10 protein-coding genes are annotated in these 20,695 nt (G+C 38.4%); 4 read left to right on the top strand and 6 right to left on the bottom strand.

Going from position 1 to position 20,695, the window contains the following annotated elements; all coding sequences use genetic code 11:
* Positions 1-250: 250 nt before the first annotated feature.
* From ACTJJF_RS01970 to ACTJJF_RS01960, 3 genes are all read right to left on the bottom strand, one after another.
* Positions 251-1,459, bottom strand: a complete 1,209-nt coding sequence (locus tag ACTJJF_RS01970; protein WP_440698501.1) for an ABC transporter permease — start codon at positions 1,457-1,459, stop codon at positions 251-253.
* A gap of 78 nt (positions 1,460-1,537) precedes the next feature.
* The gene (locus ACTJJF_RS01965; RefSeq protein ID WP_440698500.1) at positions 1,538-2,494 is read right to left on the bottom strand and encodes an HlyD family secretion protein; all 957 of its coding nucleotides are present in this window, start codon (positions 2,492-2,494) and stop codon (positions 1,538-1,540) included.
* Between the two features lie 11 nt (positions 2,495-2,505).
* Positions 2,506-3,924 (bottom strand): TolC family protein, encoded by a 1,419-nt coding sequence (locus ACTJJF_RS01960; RefSeq protein WP_440698499.1) that lies wholly within the window; start codon positions 3,922-3,924, stop codon positions 2,506-2,508.
* 164 nt (positions 3,925-4,088) lie between these two features.
* Between ACTJJF_RS01960 and ACTJJF_RS01955 the strand changes: the two genes are divergently transcribed.
* The gene (locus tag ACTJJF_RS01955) at positions 4,089-5,318 is read left to right on the top strand and encodes a hypothetical protein (RefSeq protein ID WP_440698498.1); all 1,230 of its coding nucleotides are present in this window, start codon (positions 4,089-4,091) and stop codon (positions 5,316-5,318) included.
* Between the two features lie 403 nt (positions 5,319-5,721).
* Here the strand turns inward: ACTJJF_RS01955 and eco are convergent, their stop codons facing one another.
* The 3 genes from eco to ACTJJF_RS01940 form a co-directional block, all read right to left on the bottom strand.
* A complete protein-coding gene (gene eco, locus ACTJJF_RS01950; protein ID WP_440698497.1) occupies positions 5,722-6,210 on the bottom strand; it encodes a serine protease inhibitor ecotin in 489 nt (162 codons plus the stop codon).
* Between the two features lie 146 nt (positions 6,211-6,356).
* Positions 6,357-12,254, bottom strand: a complete 5,898-nt coding sequence (locus ACTJJF_RS01945; protein WP_440698496.1) for an alpha-2-macroglobulin family protein — start codon at positions 12,252-12,254, stop codon at positions 6,357-6,359.
* A gap of 11 nt (positions 12,255-12,265) precedes the next feature.
* Complete coding sequence (locus ACTJJF_RS01940; protein ID WP_440698495.1) at positions 12,266-18,157, bottom strand: alpha-2-macroglobulin family protein; 5,892 nt, start codon at positions 18,155-18,157, stop codon at positions 12,266-12,268.
* 18 nt (positions 18,158-18,175) lie between these two features.
* Between ACTJJF_RS01940 and ACTJJF_RS01935 the strand changes: the two genes are divergently transcribed.
* From ACTJJF_RS01935 to ACTJJF_RS01925, 3 genes are read left to right on the top strand one after another with little or no spacing between them, the layout of a single operon-like run.
* A complete protein-coding gene (locus ACTJJF_RS01935) occupies positions 18,176-18,931 on the top strand; it encodes a hypothetical protein (protein ID WP_312301194.1) in 756 nt (251 codons plus the stop codon).
* Positions 18,932-18,934: 3 nt separating this feature from the next.
* Positions 18,935-20,014, top strand: a complete 1,080-nt coding sequence (gene recF / locus ACTJJF_RS01930) for a DNA replication/repair protein RecF (RefSeq protein WP_440698494.1) — start codon at positions 18,935-18,937, stop codon at positions 20,012-20,014.
* Entirely contained in the window at positions 20,011-20,694 is a 684-nt protein-coding gene (locus ACTJJF_RS01925; RefSeq protein WP_440698493.1) for a hypothetical protein, read from the top strand. Before recF ends, ACTJJF_RS01925 begins: the two co-directional genes overlap by 4 nt.
* The last annotated feature ends 1 nt before the right edge of the window (position 20,695 follow it).

Here is a 20,695-nt window from a genome sequence, read left to right as displayed (position 1 = left end):
TTTTGTTTGATTGTAACACTGGAATAAAAATTACGGTGATTTGGGAAAGGATGTCGAGATGCAGATTATCAGTTACAAGCTGAAGCCCGAAGATTTCAGTATTCCAGTCGTTCAGAGGCCGTATTTATATTGCTAAAAATGTTCTGGAAGACAATATCCAGTTTCCAGCCATCATTGAATGCACGGGCATTCCCCGCCTCCGGAGGGGTGGCAAAAATTCAAAGAATTTTTGACGGGGTGGTTTAAATAATTATCCTTTTTCCTCTTCCGTAGTTCTTTCCACAGATATTTCCTGTGGTGCCGCTTTTTTGAAGATCAGCCAAAGTTTGATCTTTAAAGCAATCCAGCCCACAATGGCATACACCACAACAAGAATACTCAGGTGTTCCAGGTAAGGAAAAGTAAGTTCTACTGAACCTTTTTGGATCAATAAGATTTTAAAGGCCTGTAAAAACGGGGTTAACGGAATAATATTGGCAATGAACTGAACAAAAGCAGGCATTGCGTTCAAAGGCCATGTAAAGCCACTGATGATGAATGCAGGAGAAGCAATAACCATAAGAATCTGAGTCGCTTTTAAGGCATCCGGGATCAATATACTGATAAATACCCCAAGGAAAGATGCAGATCCTACAAAAACCGAAGTAAGGAGAATAAAATTAAATATTCCTTCCGGCATCGGAACCCTGAAGATCATGTGCATGAAGTAATACACACTTACTATAAGAATGGAAAATACCCAGATCGGAATGACCTTGATCAGCATTGTAGGAAAAGCCCATTTCTTCATTTTAGCATATTCTTTTACAAAAGTTCCTCTTTCAAATTCGGCGGCAAAACTTACAGCCATTGCCAACAGGATCACCTGCTGCAAAACAACCGCCAGCATCGCCGGCCACATAAAGATAAGGTAATTCCCGGTGGTATTGAAAAGGGTAATATAATTGGCTTTGAAAGGCTCATATTGGGTGGCAGCCTTGGCAGCAGGCATACCCGCTTTCTGGAGGGCTTTAATGGAAGCTCCGGCGGAGAAAGTACCTATCGTAAGCTGAAGTGCCTTGGAGGCAAAATTAGCCGTTAAAACATTTCCGGTATTGATATAAACATTCAGTTCGGGATATTTCTTCTGCAGCATATCGCCTTCAAATCTTGAAGGGATGATCACAACTGCCGCCGCTTCATGCCTGATCACCTCATCTTTGATGCTGAGAGGTTCCTGCAGGTATCTGATGATCCTGATGCTTTTATTATCATCCAGCATTTCCGTCAGCTGATTAGACAAAGGAGTATTGTCTCTGTCGATAACCAATACGGGAGTATTTTCAACTTTTCCGCTTTTGTAGACAAACCCCAGCAAGGTTGCATAAAAGACCGGTGCCAAAAAGAACACCGTCCTTAAGGTAGAATTGCCGATAAAAAGTTTGAACTCACGTTTTAAAAGACGGAAAAATTCTTTCATCTGTATATTTTTATATTTTTTTAAATGGCTATCAAAACTTCACTTCTGTTGTTTGAAGGTCCATTCGTTCCATTTATACTATTTCAGAATAACATTTGCATTGACCAGAATACTTTTGGCCTTATTCATATCTTTCGGTTTCACTTTGATCTCATAGATCGCATCCTGTAACTGATAATCAGGGTAAGCAGTGGTAATATCCGCATACTTGGTAAGCTGCTTGATGTACACAATATTTCCTGTAAGGCTTTCTTTATTGTAAACTACCTGCATATTGACTTCCTGCCCTTTTTTGTATTTGGAAATGGCACTTTCAGGAATGGTAAATCTGAAATAGGTGCTTTCCGGGATATAGCCGTTGAATAAAGCAAAGCCGGCTGTGGCCAATTCTCCCGTATTCAGGCTGATGGTTTCTATTTCCATGTCGTTGGTAGCGATGATATATCTTTCAGAATAGGCTACGTTGGCCTCCTGCAATGCACCCTTAGCCTGGGAAGCCTGTCCGGTTGCCATCTCTACTTTTTCGAAGCGGGTTCCTCTCTGCACATCGTCCAGTTCAGCCACCACAGCATCATATTGCGCTTTTGCTCCCTGAAGCTTTGCATAAACCTCATCGTGGGCCTGTGGAGACATTAGGCTGTCACGGAACATATTGTTAGCTCTCCTGTAAGATTTCTGAGCGAACTCATACTGTTCTTTCAATCCTTTATATTTTGCCTGCAGCTGTCTCATCTGATCTGCGGTTGCTCCGTTCTTTGCCATCTGCTCCTGAGCCGTAGCGGCATTTACAGCTCCCTGGGCCTGGGCAATTTTGGCAGAAACTTCCGGTACATCAAGCTGTGCCAGGGTATCTCCTTTTTTCACAGTTTGACCTTCGGAGACATATATTTTTAAGATTCTTCCGGTAACCTTCGGGGCAAAGGAAATCACATCTTTTTTAGTTTTTCCTTCCGGTTCCCTGATCTTTTCATCTTTTTTGTCACAGCTCCCCAGCATCAACAGAGCAGCAAAGAGTATAGATATATTTTTATGCATCATTTTAATTTTTAAGGGATTAAATAAAGTTTGGTGATATCCAGTTCCTGGGTAGATCTCATCAGTTCTATTCCCGCTCTTCTCTGGTTAAAAATTGCATTTTGATATTCCAGTTCGGCTGCTTCAAGATCATTTTCGGCATCAATAAGCTGTGAAGATTTGCTCATTCCGTATCTGAATTCTTTTTCTGCCTGTACCAATGCATTCTTTGCCAGTTCTTTTTCTTTAGCTTTCAGGGTGATCTGTGCAGAGGCAATATTATAGTTGGTCTGGTTGTTGGCCTGGTTCAGTGTCAGCTTTTTTAAAGCATCATCTTTCTGGTTCTGCAACATTTCTTTCCCAACTTTGGCAGTTTCCTCCGCATGTTTTCCTTCTTTACCATCAAAAATTTCCCATTTGAACCCTACTCCAGCTGTAATCAGAGGGAATACATTGATATTATTAGGTCTCCAGTCCAGTTTCTTACCTTCATAGCCCAGTATTGGTACAGCCGGAATTATATTTTCAGAACTTTTGATATGATTACCGTAAAGTCCGATATAGTATGCTGAAGCCATTAACTGTACTTTTGGAATCATCCATGTTTTTTCGGCTTTTATTTTGTAATCTGCTGCTGCAATGCCATGCTCAAGGGCACGGATTTCCGCTCTCTGTTCTATTCCTTTTTCAGGTGAAAGCAGTTCTACAGGTGAAAGAACAGGATCAATCATTCTGAGACGGTCTTTGTCAATTCCTGTTAAAACATAAAGCTGGGTAAGAAGCAGTTCTTTTTTCCCTTCATATTCTATGACCTTCGCATTTAAAGTGGCCTGGGCAAGTTCAATTTTCTTATGATCGTAAGGAGTGATCAATCCGTAACCTAATGCTTTATCTGCTGTTTTTTTGTTGATATCGAGCCTTTTTGTACTTTCATCCAGTACTTTTCGGGACTGGTGAATCAATGCCAGCTGATCATATGCTTTGGAAATAGTAGCTACCACCTCATCCTTTGTTTTCTCCAGCAGAATATCTTCGGACTTCCTTTTTTCTTCAACAGCTTTCTTCATGTATTTCACCTTCCCTCCTGAATACAGAAGCATTTTGGCATCAGCTTTAGCTACGCCTGAAAATCCTGATACATTGAAATTGTTGTTGAATGCGCCTTCAGAGATATTTATAAAAGGAGCGAGATTAATTTCCGGTGAGGTAAGTCTGGCGGTACCGTTAAGATATCCGGCTTTTCCGCTCAGTTCCAAAGTAGGAAGGAAAACATCTTTCAGCTTATGCTCGTCGAGATCGGTAAGTTTGTTTTGGGTAATCTGCATTTTGAGGTTCGAATCCCGAACCATGGCACTGTCTAAAAGTTCCTTAAAATCGGGAGCAGACTGTGCCCATCCCAAAGCAGGGAAAGCCAAAAAACTAAACGTAAAAATCAATAAATTGTTTTTCATGGTTTATGTTTATAACAAATATAATGCAAAAAATGGTTAAATCCTCAATCATAATCCCACAAAACAGTGAATTTAAATCAAGTTTAAAATATGTTTAAATATAACGCTCTTTAAAATAAAGTTTTGCCCGATCCGTTTAAATCTTAATTAAAAACTAAAAAATTTTGAAAAAATTAATAACTCTACTTTTACACTTACCTTTTTGTCTGCTTTTTTCTCAGCAAACAGACGGCTGTAAGTGTATTCAGTTCGAAAAGCTGAAGGACAGCCTTTTCAGTTCCCACTTACCTTTTCTGTCTGTCACGGAGCAAGAGGCACTCACTCCACCCTTTCAATATATATCGGTAAAGTATATCAAACAAAATGCTCATTCAGAAAACATCATTGATCCGGTGAAGCAAAGAACGAAAGATCTGCCTTATGATAATTTTGATGCAATATATGCCATCAGACAAGAGGAATTTGATAAAAAAGTAAGTGATATTCCTATTCCGCTTATTGTGAAAACCGGACAGCTTAACGGAACAGTCGCTATACTCTATACCACAGATTCATTTTTATCCAATGACTATTATCTGAGGATTTCGAAAGACAACGGAAAAACGTGGAAAAATTATTTTACCGGACTTGTTGCCAATCAGCACTATTTTTTAAAAAGCAATTCCGGATATCCGTTGTGGAAGGATGAAAATCTTCTTCAGATTGAAGCAGATATCACCCGAATGACCCAACATCATGTTTATGGAGCTTCCCCTGAATATGCCATTGTAAAAGACAATGCTTTACTGACTTTTGACCTTTCTGAAATTTTAAAAGATTCTGACGGAGACGGCATCAATGATATTGAAGAAACCAGAAAGCTTTTTACCAATCCTTATTCAAAAGATACAGACGGTGACGGCATCAGTGATGCAGAAGATAACAACCCCAAATATAAAACACCTGAAAATGATTTCACAAAACTCCTCCAGGGTATTATGTATGGTAACTATAACATTACCGTTCATCAGAATCCTTTCTATGAAGAATTCTTCATTCCACTAGCAACATTTAAAGAGGATCTGAAGAAGCAGAGGGATGAACTTCCGGAAAGAAAAAGGGATTTCGTATATTCATTGGATTACAAAATCATCGTTACTGATGATGAAAATCTTAAAGGTATAGATCCAGTTGATGAAAAAATTATTTTTTTGACCTCAAAAGAATATGCAGAATACAGTAAGTTTAGCTATATGAACCGCTTCAAACCGTATTACAGCAAAGTTTTCCATTGTGATGATATGAAAGACACCTATATTTTTATGATTGAAGGCACTACAACAGGCCTGACCTATCTTATCAAAAGAACTGCTGAGGGATGGAAAGTTGATATTATCAAGCATTGGATGTCTTAATTCTGTCTGAATGTTTCAAAAATAAATGTTCTTATTTTTATAATAAACGCAACGCTCGCAAAGTTTAAACTTTACTCCATCTTGATAGTTCGCAAAGGCACTTCGTTCAGCAACGGCAATGAAAACAATAAGGTAAACAAAGGCTCAATTAGAATGAGTTCGTTATCCTTTCAAATATGTTCTCATTTTATTATAAACGCAACGTTCGCAATGTTTAAACTTTACTCCATCTTGATAGTTCGCAAAGGCACTTCGTTCAGCAACGGCAATGAAAACAATAAGATTAACAAAGTCTCAATTAGAATAAGTTCATTATTTGTATTCAACAGGTACTATGAAAATCAAAAAAGACTCCCCACATCACTGTGAGGAGCCTTCGTTATGTAGTTATAATAAGCTGATCTTATCTTTGAACTGCTTTTTTCATCGTGTTGTCAGGGCGTAAAACTCTGTAACGGACTTCAATATCTTTCGGTACATAAAACACCAATGGAAGCTTACTGTTGTAGTTTACGATTTCCGGCTTAAGAGTTACAAACTTTTTCGTCAGTTTCTGTCCCGGACAAGCCATGAGTGTACCTCCTGTTTCTCCTTTAGATTCTACTTCATAATAGTTATATCCCCATCCCTGAAGATCCTGGCTTTTCATTTCTCCCATCAGGAAGTATCTGTTACAGTCTAACATTTTTTCAGCTCCAACGAAAACCTCTACTTTAAGGTCGCCTTCATTTTTTGCAACGGGAAGCTGAATATATACCTGCTTATATCCTTCTTTAGCTTTTGGGAACATTTCAATCTGCAGCTTTTCAAACTTTTCAGCTTTCTTTTGTGCGAAAGCGTTTACCCCTGCCATCAATACCAATCCTGTGATTAAAGTTTTAGAAAATTTCATCTTTTAATAATTTTTTTAATTTATACTACCCAAATTCCAAAAACTATTCCAAAATTAAACAATTGTTTGATTTATCGATTTAATTCTATTTTATTCGAAATCTTTAACAAAAAACTGCAGTAAAAATTACTGCAGTCATTTATAAATTATTCTGAAATGGTCACATTAGTTCCTTTTGTGTGGGCATTCATCTGTGGTGCGTAATAATTTTGCATCGTTGTAATTCCGTTGGAGAATTTTCCGGATGCATTAGATACCACATCATATTCAAAAACATATTTTCCTTTCGGCATATACTGAATATAGAAATTGGTAGAGGCATCTTTTGTTGACTGATAATAGCCTAAATTATTTTTCCACTGGTATCCTGAAAGGGCATCTAAAGGTTCAAATCCTGCAGCACGCATATCTTTAATATGAATAAACTCCATCGCTCTGTCTGTGTTCAGGATCATTCTTACAGTTACTTTATCTCCTACTTTCAACGGGGTTTCTGATGAAATTTTCTGAAGTTCTTCTCCGTTTACGGTTTTTACTTTTTTGTAAAGTTCTTTGGTTACGGAAATATAATTCTCGGAAGATTTTATCTTATCCAGATCCTCATAATACTGCCAGAATAAACCACCCTGAACAATTCCCGGACCTGGTTTGGTAACGGTAACCGTTGCCAGGTTTTTGTCTATAGTTTCTGTTTTCACTGAAGATTTCACGTAACCTGTAGCCTGAGTCTGGGGAGCCAGTTCTTTTCCGCCCCATACAATTGTTGCTTTATCGCTCTCAGCACCTGTCCATGACTTTCCTGAATTCAGAATGGTAAAGATCACTTCAGCTGTACCTCTTGAACTTCCCCACGAATTCACTTCTTTCTGTGTAACCAGCCAGATCTTCATGTCTTCTATAAAATTCTGATCGGCAGGTCTCAGTGTATTGAATGCTTCCAATGCTCCTGCGTGGTTCACTACTTTGGAGCCAAACCATCCCCAGTCATTTAAATTCTGCTTCCAGTAAACTCCCTGTGTTTGGGTATCTGTAGAAGTTTCCTTAAGGTAGGTCATCAGTTTACCGGAAACGTCTTTCAATCCGTAATCATTCATAAGAAGTGCCGCACGGTGCAGTCCGAAGAAAGTAAAGTCTGTGATTTTAGCTGTTTTTGCCTTCTGTTTTACCGAGGTTTTCAGCGCAGCACCTTTTCCTTTCAAAGGATATTGTTTTTCCCAGTAATTTCGGGTATACAGATAATCAAGCGTCCAGTTGGTCCAGATGTTTTTACTTTTTACATCAGCATATTTGTTGATTTCGTTATCTAGGTACTGAATCAGTTTTGTAACCAGTTGTTTCTGGTCTTCGCTCTGATAGTCTTTCACGTTATCTTTTAACCATGCATTGATCTTTCCTAAGTTTTTAAGAATATATAATGATGTGCCGTAAGAGCTTGGATAGCCTGCATACCATGAGAAGCCTCCGTCCGGATTCTGCAGTTTTTTGAAATCGTCCCAATCCTGGCTGATAGAATTTCTCATAGTGTTGACATCAAACAATAATGCCAGTTTCTGCATCTGTTCACCTTCATTTTTACTTTCAAGTACCCAAGGGGTTTCTTCCAACAACAGCTGTTTCAGCTCCTGATTTTTCTCAAGGTTGGAATTCAGTAATCCTTTGTTCTGATATTCTTCGAAAACGGTTTTCATCTTCGGATTGGCTTTAAAGATTTCGGAAGCCAGCACATCGGCAAACCATTTATTGAAAATGACATCGGCAGAATTATTCTGATCATTTTTCAGGGCTGGAAGGGCAAACATGATTTCCCAGATCGGATTGGTTGTCAGTTCCAGGGTATTTGAAACGTTGGAAGCCGTTGCAGAGGTGTTATTTTTAAGGTTATCCAGAACAAATGTTTTGGTTTCTCCTTCTTTTACAAAAACCGGAACGGCGTCTGTTACAAGCATTCTGTTGGGTAGTACCGCTACAGCCTGCTGTTCTCCGTCGGAATATGCTCCTGCTTTTGCCACTACTTTTAAAATTATAGAAGAAACATTGTCCGGAACTTTCAGCTTCCATGTAAGCTCCCCGTTTCCGTTTTCATTTAAACTGAAGTTTTGTACACCTGAATTCACACCAAATTTTGAAGAAATGTTTTCATTGGTAAAGGCATCCAGGATTTGTAATTCTGCTGAACCGCTTAACTTCTTATCGGTAAGGTTTGATAGTTTGGATTGCAGGTTCAGTTCGTCACCTTCTCTTAAAAATCTAGGATAGTTTGGCGTTACAGAGAATTCTTTCTGTGTTACCACTTCTTTTTCAAGGGTAGCTGCTCTGGCATCTTTGGTGTGAGCCAGGAACATCAGTTTCCATTTGGTCAGGGCTTCCGGAGAAGTAAATTCAAAGTTGACATTCCCTTCGGCATCGGTTTTCAGATCCGGATAGAAGAAGGCGGTCTCGTTCAGGTTCATACGAACGGCCACTTTTTCCAGACTTTCCTGGTTTTGCTGCTCTGGTGGTGCCGCATCTACTTTAGGAGCATTTACAGGGGCAGGAACAACATTTTGTATTACTTCCATTTTATCTGCTGATGCTCTTTTCATCATCACACTAGCTTTTGTACCTGTTGAAGGAGGTGGCGGTGGTGGTGAATACCCTGCATTTTTAACACTTTCCGCTACTGCTCCTGCTGCATATCCCTGTAAAGCTATAAAATTGTCTACACCATCAAACCAGTTAAAGTCAGGCGCCATGATATAATTCTCATTGAAATATCTCATTTTCTTCTGATAGGTCCTTTCCTCCAGGTAGTTTCTGACAGCATAGGATGCAACTCTTTTGTATGGAGCATAAAGTCTGTTCCATTTATAGTTGTTTACTGCAAACTGATCCAGAGACATATCATACATATTTGCCAGTACTTCGGCATTGATCTTCTCTTTGTCATTTCCGGTTACCTTTACCCTCCATTTTTCTTTTGAATTGGGTTCCAGCTTATCTCTGAAAGTAACGGTTTCTATTTTTAAAGGACTCTCCGTATCTTTTATTTTCAACGTGGCTGATTCTGTATTTACATCATTGAATGCCACCATCTGAAACTGAAGATTGAGGTCGGAAACACTTTTATCTTTAGGAATGTCAACCATATACTCCAGAATTCCTTTTTTCAGAGGAAGCGTTTCTGAAATGGTCTTTCCTGATCCGTCCTGCACAAAAACATTGATCAGAGCATCAGGAATGGCTGAAAATACATATACTTTGGCTTTTTCTCCTCTTGACACCTCATCTTTGGGAGCAATTACCGTCAGGAATGTTTTCTGAGCAGGCTTCAAAGCTCCTTTATCCCAAATACTGAAGTATTGCTCAGATTTTATGGTGTCTTTTCCTTCGATATTGAACAGTTCAAGCTGATAATCTCCTGCATCTAACTTCCCAAGATCAAGAGATTCTTCGTTTCGGGTTGTTCCATTCAGAATGACAGAAGATGTTTTCCAGTTTTTAATCTCATCATTCTTATCAAAAAGGTCATGCGGGAATTTACTGATAAATTCTTCTTTTGAATATTTCGGCAAATCCTGAACCTCAGCCTTAAAGTTTTCTCTGAAAATCCTGTCCGGAGCTGACAGTTTTGACAGTTTTACCTGATAGGATTTTTTAAGGTTCTGTTCATTATAATTTTTGGTTTCTACCTTTAATTTTACATTTTCATCGCTGAATGCATTTTTGATTTCGTCTGCTTTGATGTAATGGGAAACAGAAGACACCTTCAGCTGAGTATCAGCAGACTGCGTTTCACCGTTAATGTCTGTAACGGAAGCATTGATCTCATAATTGTCAATCTGTATTCCTTCCAGGTTTTCATCTTTTTTAAGATCGAGAGGAATCACAAATTCTCCTTTTTCATTGGTTTTTGCTTCGCCCAGAATTGAATTTTCATTGTCATTATCCTGTGGATACCACCAGAAATATTTCCATCTGATATTTCGTTTTTTGATCTCGTAGTTTACTGTAGTATTGCTTAAGGCCACTCCTGAGAACATTTTCGCTTTTCCTTTCAGCTCTATGGTCTGTCCGTATTTGTATTCCTCTTTTACAGGCTCAAAACTTACTTCAAACTTAGGTCTTTTGTATTCTTCAACTCTGATATCCTTATATCCCCTTGGCTCCCCAACTGTTCTCAGATAGAATACCCCGTTCAGTTTTCCTTTGGGAAGAATGAAGCTGCCATGGTAAGACCCAAACTCGTTGGTCGTGAAATCCTGTGAAGACACCTCCTGCCCGTTAGCATCCTGTAGGTCGATTTTCTGCTTCAACCCGGAAACTACAGCTTCCACTTCATTTTCTATTTTGGTATTTACGACTTTAAAATAAACGGTCTGCCCCGGACGGTAGATGGCTCTGTCTGTAAAAATCTGTGCAGTGGAACGGGTCTGCTTATTTGGGTTATAATTGGCATCATAAACTGTATTTCCGTAGACCTGCATGATCTGGAAATCATTGGTTTTAGGCTGTTGGACCAGATAGGTTCTGTAGTATTCTTTACTGGCAGTGGCAGGAAATTTAAAGGTTCCTTTTTCATTCGTTTTGCCTTCCAGTTTGTTTAAAGCTTTACCCGAAACAAATTCATAGAAAGTAATATTTTCATTGATGATGGTTTTTCCGTTTTCACTGCTCACCAATTTCATTTCATCCGAGAGCGGATTTCTATCTGTTTTAGACTGGTAAATAATTCTGTTTCCGGAAACCAGGAAGTAAAGATTCTGTCTGGAGTCCCTGTCTTTTGTATCTGCCCCTGCAACGGTATATTCTGCCAAATATACTCCTGACGGAAGCGGTTTGATCTCCAGTGATGTCTTATGAAGCTGATAATCTTTGGGGTCGGTCAGCTGATAGGTTTCTTTTCTTACCAGATTTTTTTTAACTTTTGCAAATGTATTGGAATAAGGATTCTGAACATACTGCATCAATGAGGTAAAGTCTTCTTTTACTTCATAAATGTTCAAAGAAAATTCCGTCACATTTTTGTGTTGTGCCACCAGATGAATGGGCAGGTTGCTCTGTGTCTGGGCTTCATATTTAATCGTCAGTAGAGGATTGATAGTCTGCTCTTCTCTTGTTTTAATGTTTTCAAGATAGGGAGATTTCGGATACATGCTTTTTGCCTGAGCAGCTATTTCGAGTGCTTCTTTGGCTTTCTTTTTAGCAAGAAGCTCATCCATAATATCTGCCATAATGATGACTTTATAGTCTCCGTCTTCATTTGATTTCAACAGATTCTGAAGTTGCTCCAGCTTTTCTTTACAGGAATTTTCTTCACAGTTCCTGATCAGCTTTTCCTTCATAAAATACAGTTTCGGATTTCCTGAATTCTGAGCGATCAGGTCATCATATATTGTATTGATCCTGATACGGTTTTCTGCAAGTTCATTTTTTGTCCAAAGAAAACCTGATGACAGGAAATCGATTCTTTTCAGCGAATACCAATCGGCCAATGTAGGGAAAAAAGCAATATCTTTATTTTCTGAGAACAGGCTGCTGTATTTTTTCAAAGCAATTTTTCTCATTTCCTGCTTTTGCGGATCAAGCTCCTGATAAGTTTTTTGCAGGTAGTTTTTAAAGTCAAGCTTACTCCATGTTTCAATTTGAGAGATATCCTGGGAATTGATGTTGGTTCTACCGTTGATTCTCCACATATTCTGCTCATAGTAATTCATGAAGAAAGTACTCAGGAGCACCTGGTATACCAGTTTATCCTCTCCTTTCAGTTTTCCTTCCGTTTCCTGAAGTTTTTTAAAAAATTTCGAAGCCGAATCATTCTGGTCATCATCCACAGTCTGATTGACCACATTGAATTCCGCTTTCAGGGAGCGGATCAGCTGAAGTGCATTATTTTCTTTCATAGCCTGCTTTTGTATGTCTAAAATAATGGGAAGATTAGATTTATAGGCTCCTTTGCTGCTATTTTCCATAATCTTTTTCCATTGCCCGTCGTAATACTGCTGTGCATGCATTTTAGAACATAAGCTAAAACACAGCAACATCATCAATAATCTGACATTTCTCATCTGGTATCTGTTTATTTTTTAATTTCTAATTGATCTCCTTTCGTTCTCGCATTCATCTGAGGTGCATAATAATTCTGCAGGGTGGCAAAACCACTGGAGAAGTTTCCTGAAGCGTTGCATACCAGGTCATATTCAAATACATATTTTCCTTTCGGCATGTAATAAATATAAAAGTTGGTAGATGCGTCTTTGGTGGCCTGATAATACCCCAGATTATTTTTATACTGATAACCTGAAAGCACATCTACAGGCTCCAGCCCGGCTGCTCTCATATCTTTCAGGTGAACATACTGCATCGGACGGTCCGTATTAAGGATCATCCTTACGGTAATCTGATCTCCTACGGTGAGCGGACTGTTTTCTGTAATTTTAACCAGCTCCTCACCATTGGTTGTTTTTATCTTTTTATAATATTCTCTTGTCATCGAAAGATAAGTTTCCGTAGATTTTACATTTTCAAGGCTCTCATAATATTGCCAGAACAATCCACCTTGTGCAATTCCCGGGCCGGATTTTGTTATGGTAACCTCACTCAGCTTTTTATTAACCTTATCCGAGTAGACAGTCTGTTTCAGATAACCTGTTGTTTTTGTTTGCGGAGCGACTTCCTGACCGCCCCAGATGACGTTAACTTTATCTGCTTCAGGTGTTGTCCATGATTTTCCTGAATTCATCAGAATATAAATAATTTCAGCCGTTGTTCTGGAATTCCCCCATGAATTGGTTTCTTTCTGGGTAGCCAGCCATACTTTTGATTCTTCAATAAAATTTGCATCTTCCGGTGTCACTTTATTAATTGCTTCTATAGCTCCGGCATGATTGACGGCCTTGGATTCATACCAGCCCCAATCATTAAGGTTCTGCTTCCAGTAAGCGCCCTGTGTTTCTGAAGATACGGAAGTTTCTTTAAGATATCTGATCAGTTTTTCAGATGGGGCTTTCAGTCCGTAACTGTTATAAATAAGTGCTGCCCTGTGAAGCCCGAAGAAGGTAAAATCTGTAATTTTAAATTTATCTGCACGGGTAATAATTGCTTTTTTAAGATTGGCCCCTGCTCCTTGCAGCGGATATTCTTTTTCCCAATAACGTCTTGCATCCAGGTAGTCCAGTGCAAAGTTGCTCCACGGAGTATCTTCATTTTCTTTCCAGTGGGTATTGAGTTCATTGTCTATATACTGGATCAGGGCAGATACCATATTGTTTTGCCCGGACTGGTATTCAGCTATTCCTCCTTTCAGCCAGTCATTCATTTTCCCAAGGTTTCTGAGGATGTATAATGAGGAAACATAGGAGCTTCTGAATCCCGGCAGCCATGGGAAACCTCCGTCCCCGTTCTGATACTGTAAAAGAACCTTCCAGTCACTGTTGATGGATGCCTTCATTGCATTGACTTCAAAAAGCCTTGAAATCCTGTTCATTGTTTCAGTCTCAGATTTTGCATTCAGTACCCAAGGGGTCTCTTCCAGCAATACCTGCTTCAGTTCCTGGTTTTTCTCAAGGTTGCTTTTCAGGAGGTCTGCACTTTTATATTCATCAAACACAGCTTTCATTCTTGGATTGGCTTTAAAGATCTCAGTTCCCACGACATCTGCAAACCATGTATTGAATATCGCATCAGAAGTTATATTGAGATGCCTGCTCAGATCCGGAAGAGCAAAAAGGATCTCCCAAACCGGATTGGTTTTTAATTCTAAGGTATTGCTGATATTTTCTACGGTTTCTGAAGTATTATTTTTAAGGTTCTGAAGGGTAAATGTTTTGGTCTGTCCTTCTTTCACAAAGACAGGAACAGCATCAGTCAGCATCATTCTGTTTGACAATACGGCAACAGGAATCTGTTCCCCGTCAGAATATCCCCCGGCCTTTGCCACTACTTTGATAATGATGGAGGAAGCTTTATTGAATGGTGTTTTGATCTTCCAGCTGACCACAGAGTTGCCTGTATCTTTGACGTCAAAATTCTGCACAGCCGGGCTAATTCCGAACAGCTGGGAAATATCTTCATTGGTTTCGGCATTGAGGATCTGAAGGGAAGCAGCTCCGGACATAGCTTTATCCGTAAGGTTGGATATTTTTGTCTGGAAGTTCAGTTCATCCCCTTCTCTCAGGAATCTCGGATAATTCGGATTTACAGAGAGTTTTTTCTGGGTAATGATATCTTTCTCCAATACGACTGTTCTCAAATCTGCGGTATGAGCCAGGAACATCAGTTTCCATTTTGTAAGAGCTTCCGGTGTTGTAAATCCGAAGCTTATGTTACCATGGGCATCTGTTTTCAGATCCGGGTAGAAAAATGCTGTTTCATTAAGATTCTGACGGGCTTTCACATCCTTCAGATCTTCTTTCTGTTTTTCAGGCACTGCGCCTTTTTTATCTTCTTTATCTTTTTTTCCAGCATTGTCAAAGCGTCCTCTTTCAATTCTTTCACTGCTTACTTCAGCCGCAACTGTGTTCAAAGGTCTCGGACAGCCACTATATGAATCGATGCCCGGAACGGTAGGACATGCGTCATTCATATCATCTACTCCATCACCGTCTGTATCCACAGTCAGTCCATATTTTAACATCAGCTGGTAAAATACATTTTTGTTAAACCAGTCAAACTTCGGAATATAAACTCCTTTAGTTTCTTCATATTTCACCTTCTGACCATATCGCAATGTCTGCGTCTGGTTTCTGATATTGTAATCCTCAAACACATTTTCCGGTATGTCGGATTTTTCAAAGCTATAGGTATTGGGTGCGAATTTATCTAACGATTTATCATACATATTGGCCAGCACCTCAGCTACCACTTTTTCTTTGTTTCTTCCTGAGATCCTGATGCTCCATTTTTCTTTTGAGCCCGGTTGCACTTTATCTCTGAAAGTCGTCAGTTCAATCTTCAAAGGATCTTTTTCATTTCTGACAATGATGCTGGCATACTGATTCTGAACATCATTATAAGAAGCCAGCACAAACTGAACATTATACGTTGTGATGTTCTTTTCTCCCGATACAGGAAAGCTGTATGCCAGGATCCCGTTTGTAAATTTCCTTCTTTCCATGGTCTTTTTCCCCTGCCCGTCCTGTAAATAGATATTCACAAAGGCATCAGGAATCGCAGAATATGCATACACAACAGCCTGGGAACCTCTCACTACTTCTCCTTTCGGGCCTACCACTTTTAGAAACGGATACTGATTTTTCCCAAGTCCTTTTTTGCTCCAGACATTAAATTCCTGCTCCACTTTTATGGTGTCTTTTCCTTCTACATTGTATACCAGAAGTCTGTAATTTCCGGGATCAAGTTTTCCCAGATTCAGTTCTTTACCTTCCTTTGTATCCTCTATTATGGTTTTAAGAATCTCCCTGTTTTTAAGGGTTTCAGACTGATCATAACGGTCATGTGGGAATTTTTTCAGGAAGTCATTTCTGGACATTACTGGAAGATTCTGTACCTTCTGTTCAAAATTATTTCTCAGAACCCGGTCTGTTTCCTTAAGCTGTACAAGTTTTACTTTGTAATTTTTGTTTACGGAAACATCATTGTAATTGAAAGCTGTGACTTTAATTTTCAACTCATCTTCTGCGGAAGCCTCTTTTATTTCATCTGATTTTAAATAATGGGAAACTGAAGCCACCTTCACATCGGTTTCGGCTGACTGGGTTTCCCCATTGATATCGGTAGCTGAAGTTTTTATTTTATAGTTGTGAACCTGTATTCCCTCTGTATTTTCATCTTTTTTAAGATCGATTTTAATAATAAATTCTCCTTTTTCATTGGTTTCAGCCTTTCCAAGGATTGAGTTTTCATTATTATTATCATAAGAATACCACCAGAAATATCTTTGGCGGATATTTTCCCTTTTAATCTCATAATTAACATTGGTATTACTCAGCGGAATTCCTGAGAAAGTTACCACCTTTCCTTTCAGTTCAATGGTCTCTCCATATTTATAGTCTTTTTTGATGGTATCAAAAGTGATCTCAAATTTAGGACGTTTATATTCTTCTACAGAGAAGTATTTACTGCCATAGATATTCTCTCCTTTATAGTACCCGGAGACTTCAATTCTGAACTGGCCGTTCAACTTGTCTTTTGGCAAAACAAAGCTTCCGTTATAAGCTCCGAATGCATTGGTAGTGAATTTCCGGGAACTGATCACCTGGCTGTTGGCGTCATACAGGGTTATCGTCTGCTCATTATTGACGATAATTATTTCCTTTTTTTTCTCTTTATCCGGATAGGTAGAAATGCCTTTAAAATAAACGGTTTGTCCGGGTCTGAAGATCTGCCTGTCCAGAAAGAACTGGGTATGTGGGTAATAATATTCATAAGACCTGGCAAAATAAGGACTTATTACGATATTATAATCATTGGCTGCCGGATCATAGAACAGGTGACGATATGTTTCATATTCTATTTTTTCTGAGGTAAATCTGGCCAGATTATCTGTGGCAATCATTAGTTTTGTTTCATCTATACCTGAATAATCTCTGAAGTCATATTTGAAAAGTTTCGTATTAGGCTTTAATTTCCCGGTGTCCCTATCCACCAGAATATAATCTTTCTTTTCATCATAAATCACTCTGGAAGAAGTGACGATGAACATGAATTTTGAAACGTCTTCTCCGTTGATATATTCCCCAAGATAAATTCCTTTCGGGAGTCCTTCTACCTCAAGTGCTGTGCTGTATTCAAAGTAATCTTTTTTGTTGGGAAGCCTGAAGGTATCTGTTCTCACCAGGGTTTTATCTATTTTGTCATATTCTTCATTGTTGAGGTATTGCCGGCCATAACCCAAATACCCAAGATATTTCAGTTGCTTTACAACATCATTGATCTGATATATCTTAAGAACAAAATCGTCTGCATTTTTATGATCAGCAACCATCTGAATGGGCTTCCCGGGCTCATTATGAGTTTCAAAGAAAAGGGAAACCGAAGTTGCTTTGATCTGTTTTTCCTGCTGGGTGATATTGGTAAGAAATTTGGAACCGGGATATTCTTTTTTCACCTTATCAATCAGCTCTACAGCCTGAATAAATTTTGATTGGCCAATGAGCTCCTGAACGATATCTCTTACAATGAGAATCTTGTAATCTCCTTTTATGGAAGCATTCACCAGTGCAGTCTGTTTCTCCCGAAATTTCCCATCTTTTTTGATCTTATTTTCATAAATCAGTTTCTGATGCTGGAAGTAGAGTTTTGAATTACCTGTATTGAAATCAATAAGATTTTGGTATAAAGCTAAAATAGCGGTCTGGTTTTCCTTTAATTCATCTTTGGTAAAAATATCGCTGTTATTCAGAAAGTCAATATTTTTTTTGACCTTCCAGTCGTAGAGTGTAGGAAAAAACTGAAAATCCCTTTCATTTTCAAAAGCATCTTTATATTTCTGCATGCTGATTTTTCTGAGCTTATCTTCAGATGTGGTGAGCTCTTCAAATCTCTTGAAGTAGAAATTTTTAAAATCGAGCTTTGTCCATGTCTCTATTTCTGAAAGATCGCCTTTAGCAACATTCGTGCGGCTTTGGATCTCCCATTTTTTAAGCTCATAATAGTTCTCAAAAAATTCAACCTCCAGAACTTTGAAAAAAAGCAGATCATCATTTTTCAGCCGTTTATTCATATTGCTGATCTTGGAAAAGAAAACGGAAGCGTAATCATTTTTCGGATCATCCTGAGTGGCTTTATAAATGGCAAACTCAGCTTTCAGCGATTTGATGATTTCCGTAGTATTGCTTTCCGCTACAGCTTTATTCTGAATTTCAAGAATAAGCGGCAGGTTAGATTTGAAAGTCCCGTTCTGATAACTCTCTGCAATTTTCTTCCACTGTTCTTCATAAAACGTCTGTGCATGGGAAAATATGCACAAAAACGCAAAAAAGAGAAGAACAGATTTGGAGATGATTTTCATAGGTATTAATTTTGATAAATGAATGTTTTAAAAATACTCAAAAAATACATTATAGACAGCCAGCTTTATGTCTCTTTAATGGGAACTCTTTTTGCAGTATTTTTTATGAAGGAGCAAAACACATTCCGTTTTCCCACTGTGCTTCTGATATTTATCACTTATTTCAGCGGTTATCTGTACACAAAATATCAGTATACGAAGCATTTTCTTAAAATTGTTGTTTTAAATGCCATAGCCGGAATCATCTGTGCTTTTCTGATTATTCATAATCATAATGAAATACGGCTTCTGAAATGGTTTATCATTGTAGTGCTCGGATTGCTGTACAATAGCTTTTTTCTTGAGGTTTACATCCGGAAAATCCCTTTACTGAAAGTTTTTTATGTAGGCCTGGTCTGGGCACTGGTCAATTGCTGGCTTACCCTTCCTGAGTTCAGCATTCCTATTTTTCTGATCAGCTTTTTCTTTATAACAGCGCTTGTTCTCCCGTTTGATATCCGGGATATGAATAGTGATACGGTAAAGACTTTTCCCATGCTGATCGGTGTGCAGAACACAAAGTATATTGCCTATGCACTGGTTTTTATAAGCAGTATCATCAGTATTTTTTATCTTCAGACACTGTATGCCATTGCTTTTTTTATGGCCAGTATCGCTACCTATATTCTTATTTATTTCGCTGAAAACAAAAGAGATGACGCTTACTTTTCATTCGGGGTAGAAACTTGTTCGGCACTTCCTTTTTTATTTTTACTAATAATGGAGTATTTTTGACGAATGATTATCAAGAAGCTTTCCGTTTACAATTTCAAGAACCATTCAGAAAAGAAATTTGAATTTTCCCCGCAGATCAACTGTTTTGTAGGGAATAATGGAGTGGGAAAAACCAATATTCTGGATGCGCTGCATTATTTATCCGTTGGCAAAAGCTTTTTGGGAAATACGGATCTCAACAATATCAAGAGTGAGGAAGATTTTTTCACCATTGATGCTGAGATCAGCAACGATGACAGTGATGACATCATCAGAATCACCCAACCCAGGGAAGCTAAAAAAGTGATCAAAAAGAATGATAAAAGCTATGACAGGCTTGCCGACCACATCGGATACCTGCCAAGTGTCATGATTTCGCCTTATGATTCCAATCTTATTTCAGATTCCGGAGAAAGCAGGCGTAAATTTTTGGATGCAATGATCTCTCAGACTGATTCTGAGTATCTTTTCGACCTCATCCAGTATCAGAAAACAATTCAGCAAAGAAATGCCTTACTGAAATATTTTGCCAAAAACAGAACATGGGACAAAGATTCGCTGGAGATCTATGATGATCCGATCATCCGTTTCGGAACTAAGATCTTTACTAAAAGAAAAGATTTTGTACAGCAGCTGAATCCTATCGTTCAGAATTTTTATCAGATCATTTCAGGAGGAAAAGAAGCCGTATCTGTAATCTATGAATCTCATCTGCTTGAAAATTCTTTTGAACAGCTTTTAAAAGAAAGCCTTGAGAGAGACCGTATGCTGACGTATACCTCCAAAGGGATTCATAAAGATGATCTTCTTTTTGAAATGGATCATGTCCTGATCAAGAAAATCGGCTCACAGGGGCAGCAGAAATCTTTTCTTATTTCCTTAAAACTGGCGCAGATGAGCCTTGTAAAGGAACTGACAAAAAAGACTCCTATTCTCCTTCTTGACGATATTTTTGATAAGCTTGACGATATCAGGGTTTCACAGCTGATCGAATTGGTCAACAAGGAAAGCTTCGGGCAGATTTTTATTACGGATACGCATAGAGAACGTACAGAAAGTGTAGTTAAAAAAATCAATGAAGAAAGTATAATCTTTGAGATATGAGACAAAAAATATTCCTTATTCTGCTTTCATTCTGCTTCGTTTTTTCTTTCAGCCAGAAGAAAAAGAAAAAACCTGTAGATCTGTTGGCAGAATATCATAATTATAAGGTAGGTTCTCTCAACAAGAATTTCAAGCCCATCCCTCTTCATAAAAGAATAGATAAATTTCCATTCAGTAAGGCGACCCGGGTAAAAATTGTTTCTTATAATCTGAATCTAAAGAAAAGTGCTGCAATGTCTTATACCCCTCCGCCACCACCTCCCAAAACAAAGGAAGATTCTATCAGGCTTACAAGATATTATGACAGCATTAAAAGAAATAAAGATTTTGAATTAAGAGAAGCTGTTGATCATTCAGATTTTACAGGAATTCAGGAATCCAGAACGCTAACTTTATCAGAAATTTCCGAGCTTACGGATGTTATCTACAATACCTGTAAAAAATATAATATAGGATTTGTATCTACCAGTGGATGTTTTTTTCCACGAAATGCCATCCTTCTCTATGATGAAACTGATCATATTTTCGCTTATTTTGAAATTTGTTTTGAATGTTCAGCTATAGAATCTTCTCCGAGAAAAATACTAGAGCCTTTAGAAATCTGTGAATACGTTTATCCGGAGTTGGAAAAGTTTTTTAAAAATAAAGGGGTAAGCACTCAATTTATTGAGAGAAAATAAT

Origin of the sequence: Chryseobacterium sp. 22458 (assembly GCF_052044975.1) — a bacterium.
Classification (GTDB): domain Bacteria; phylum Bacteroidota; class Bacteroidia; order Flavobacteriales; family Weeksellaceae; genus Chryseobacterium.
Note: the sequence above shows the minus strand (reverse complement) of the source record. Positions and strands in the feature narration are given on the sequence as shown.

Coding starts and splice junctions, on each gene's coding strand:
- ACTJJF_RS01970 (WP_440698501.1), bottom strand. CDS start 1,459: ATGAAAGAATTTTTCCGTCTTTTAAAACGTGAGTTCAAACTTTTTATC.
- ACTJJF_RS01965 (WP_440698500.1), bottom strand. CDS start 2,494: ATGCATAAAAATATATCTATACTCTTTGCTGCTCTGTTGATGCTGGGG.
- ACTJJF_RS01960 (WP_440698499.1), bottom strand. CDS start 3,924: ATGAAAAACAATTTATTGATTTTTACGTTTAGTTTTTTGGCTTTCCCT.
- eco (WP_440698497.1), bottom strand. CDS start 6,210: ATGAAATTTTCTAAAACTTTAATCACAGGATTGGTATTGATGGCAGGG.
- ACTJJF_RS01945 (WP_440698496.1), bottom strand. CDS start 12,254: ATGAGAAATGTCAGATTATTGATGATGTTGCTGTGTTTTAGCTTATGT.
- ACTJJF_RS01940 (WP_440698495.1), bottom strand. CDS start 18,157: ATGAAAATCATCTCCAAATCTGTTCTTCTCTTTTTTGCGTTTTTGTGC.
- ACTJJF_RS01935 (WP_312301194.1), top strand. CDS start 18,176: ATGAATGTTTTAAAAATACTCAAAAAATACATTATAGACAGCCAGCTT.
- recF (WP_440698494.1), top strand. CDS start 18,935: ATGATTATCAAGAAGCTTTCCGTTTACAATTTCAAGAACCATTCAGAA.
- ACTJJF_RS01925 (WP_440698493.1), top strand. CDS start 20,011: ATGAGACAAAAAATATTCCTTATTCTGCTTTCATTCTGCTTCGTTTTT.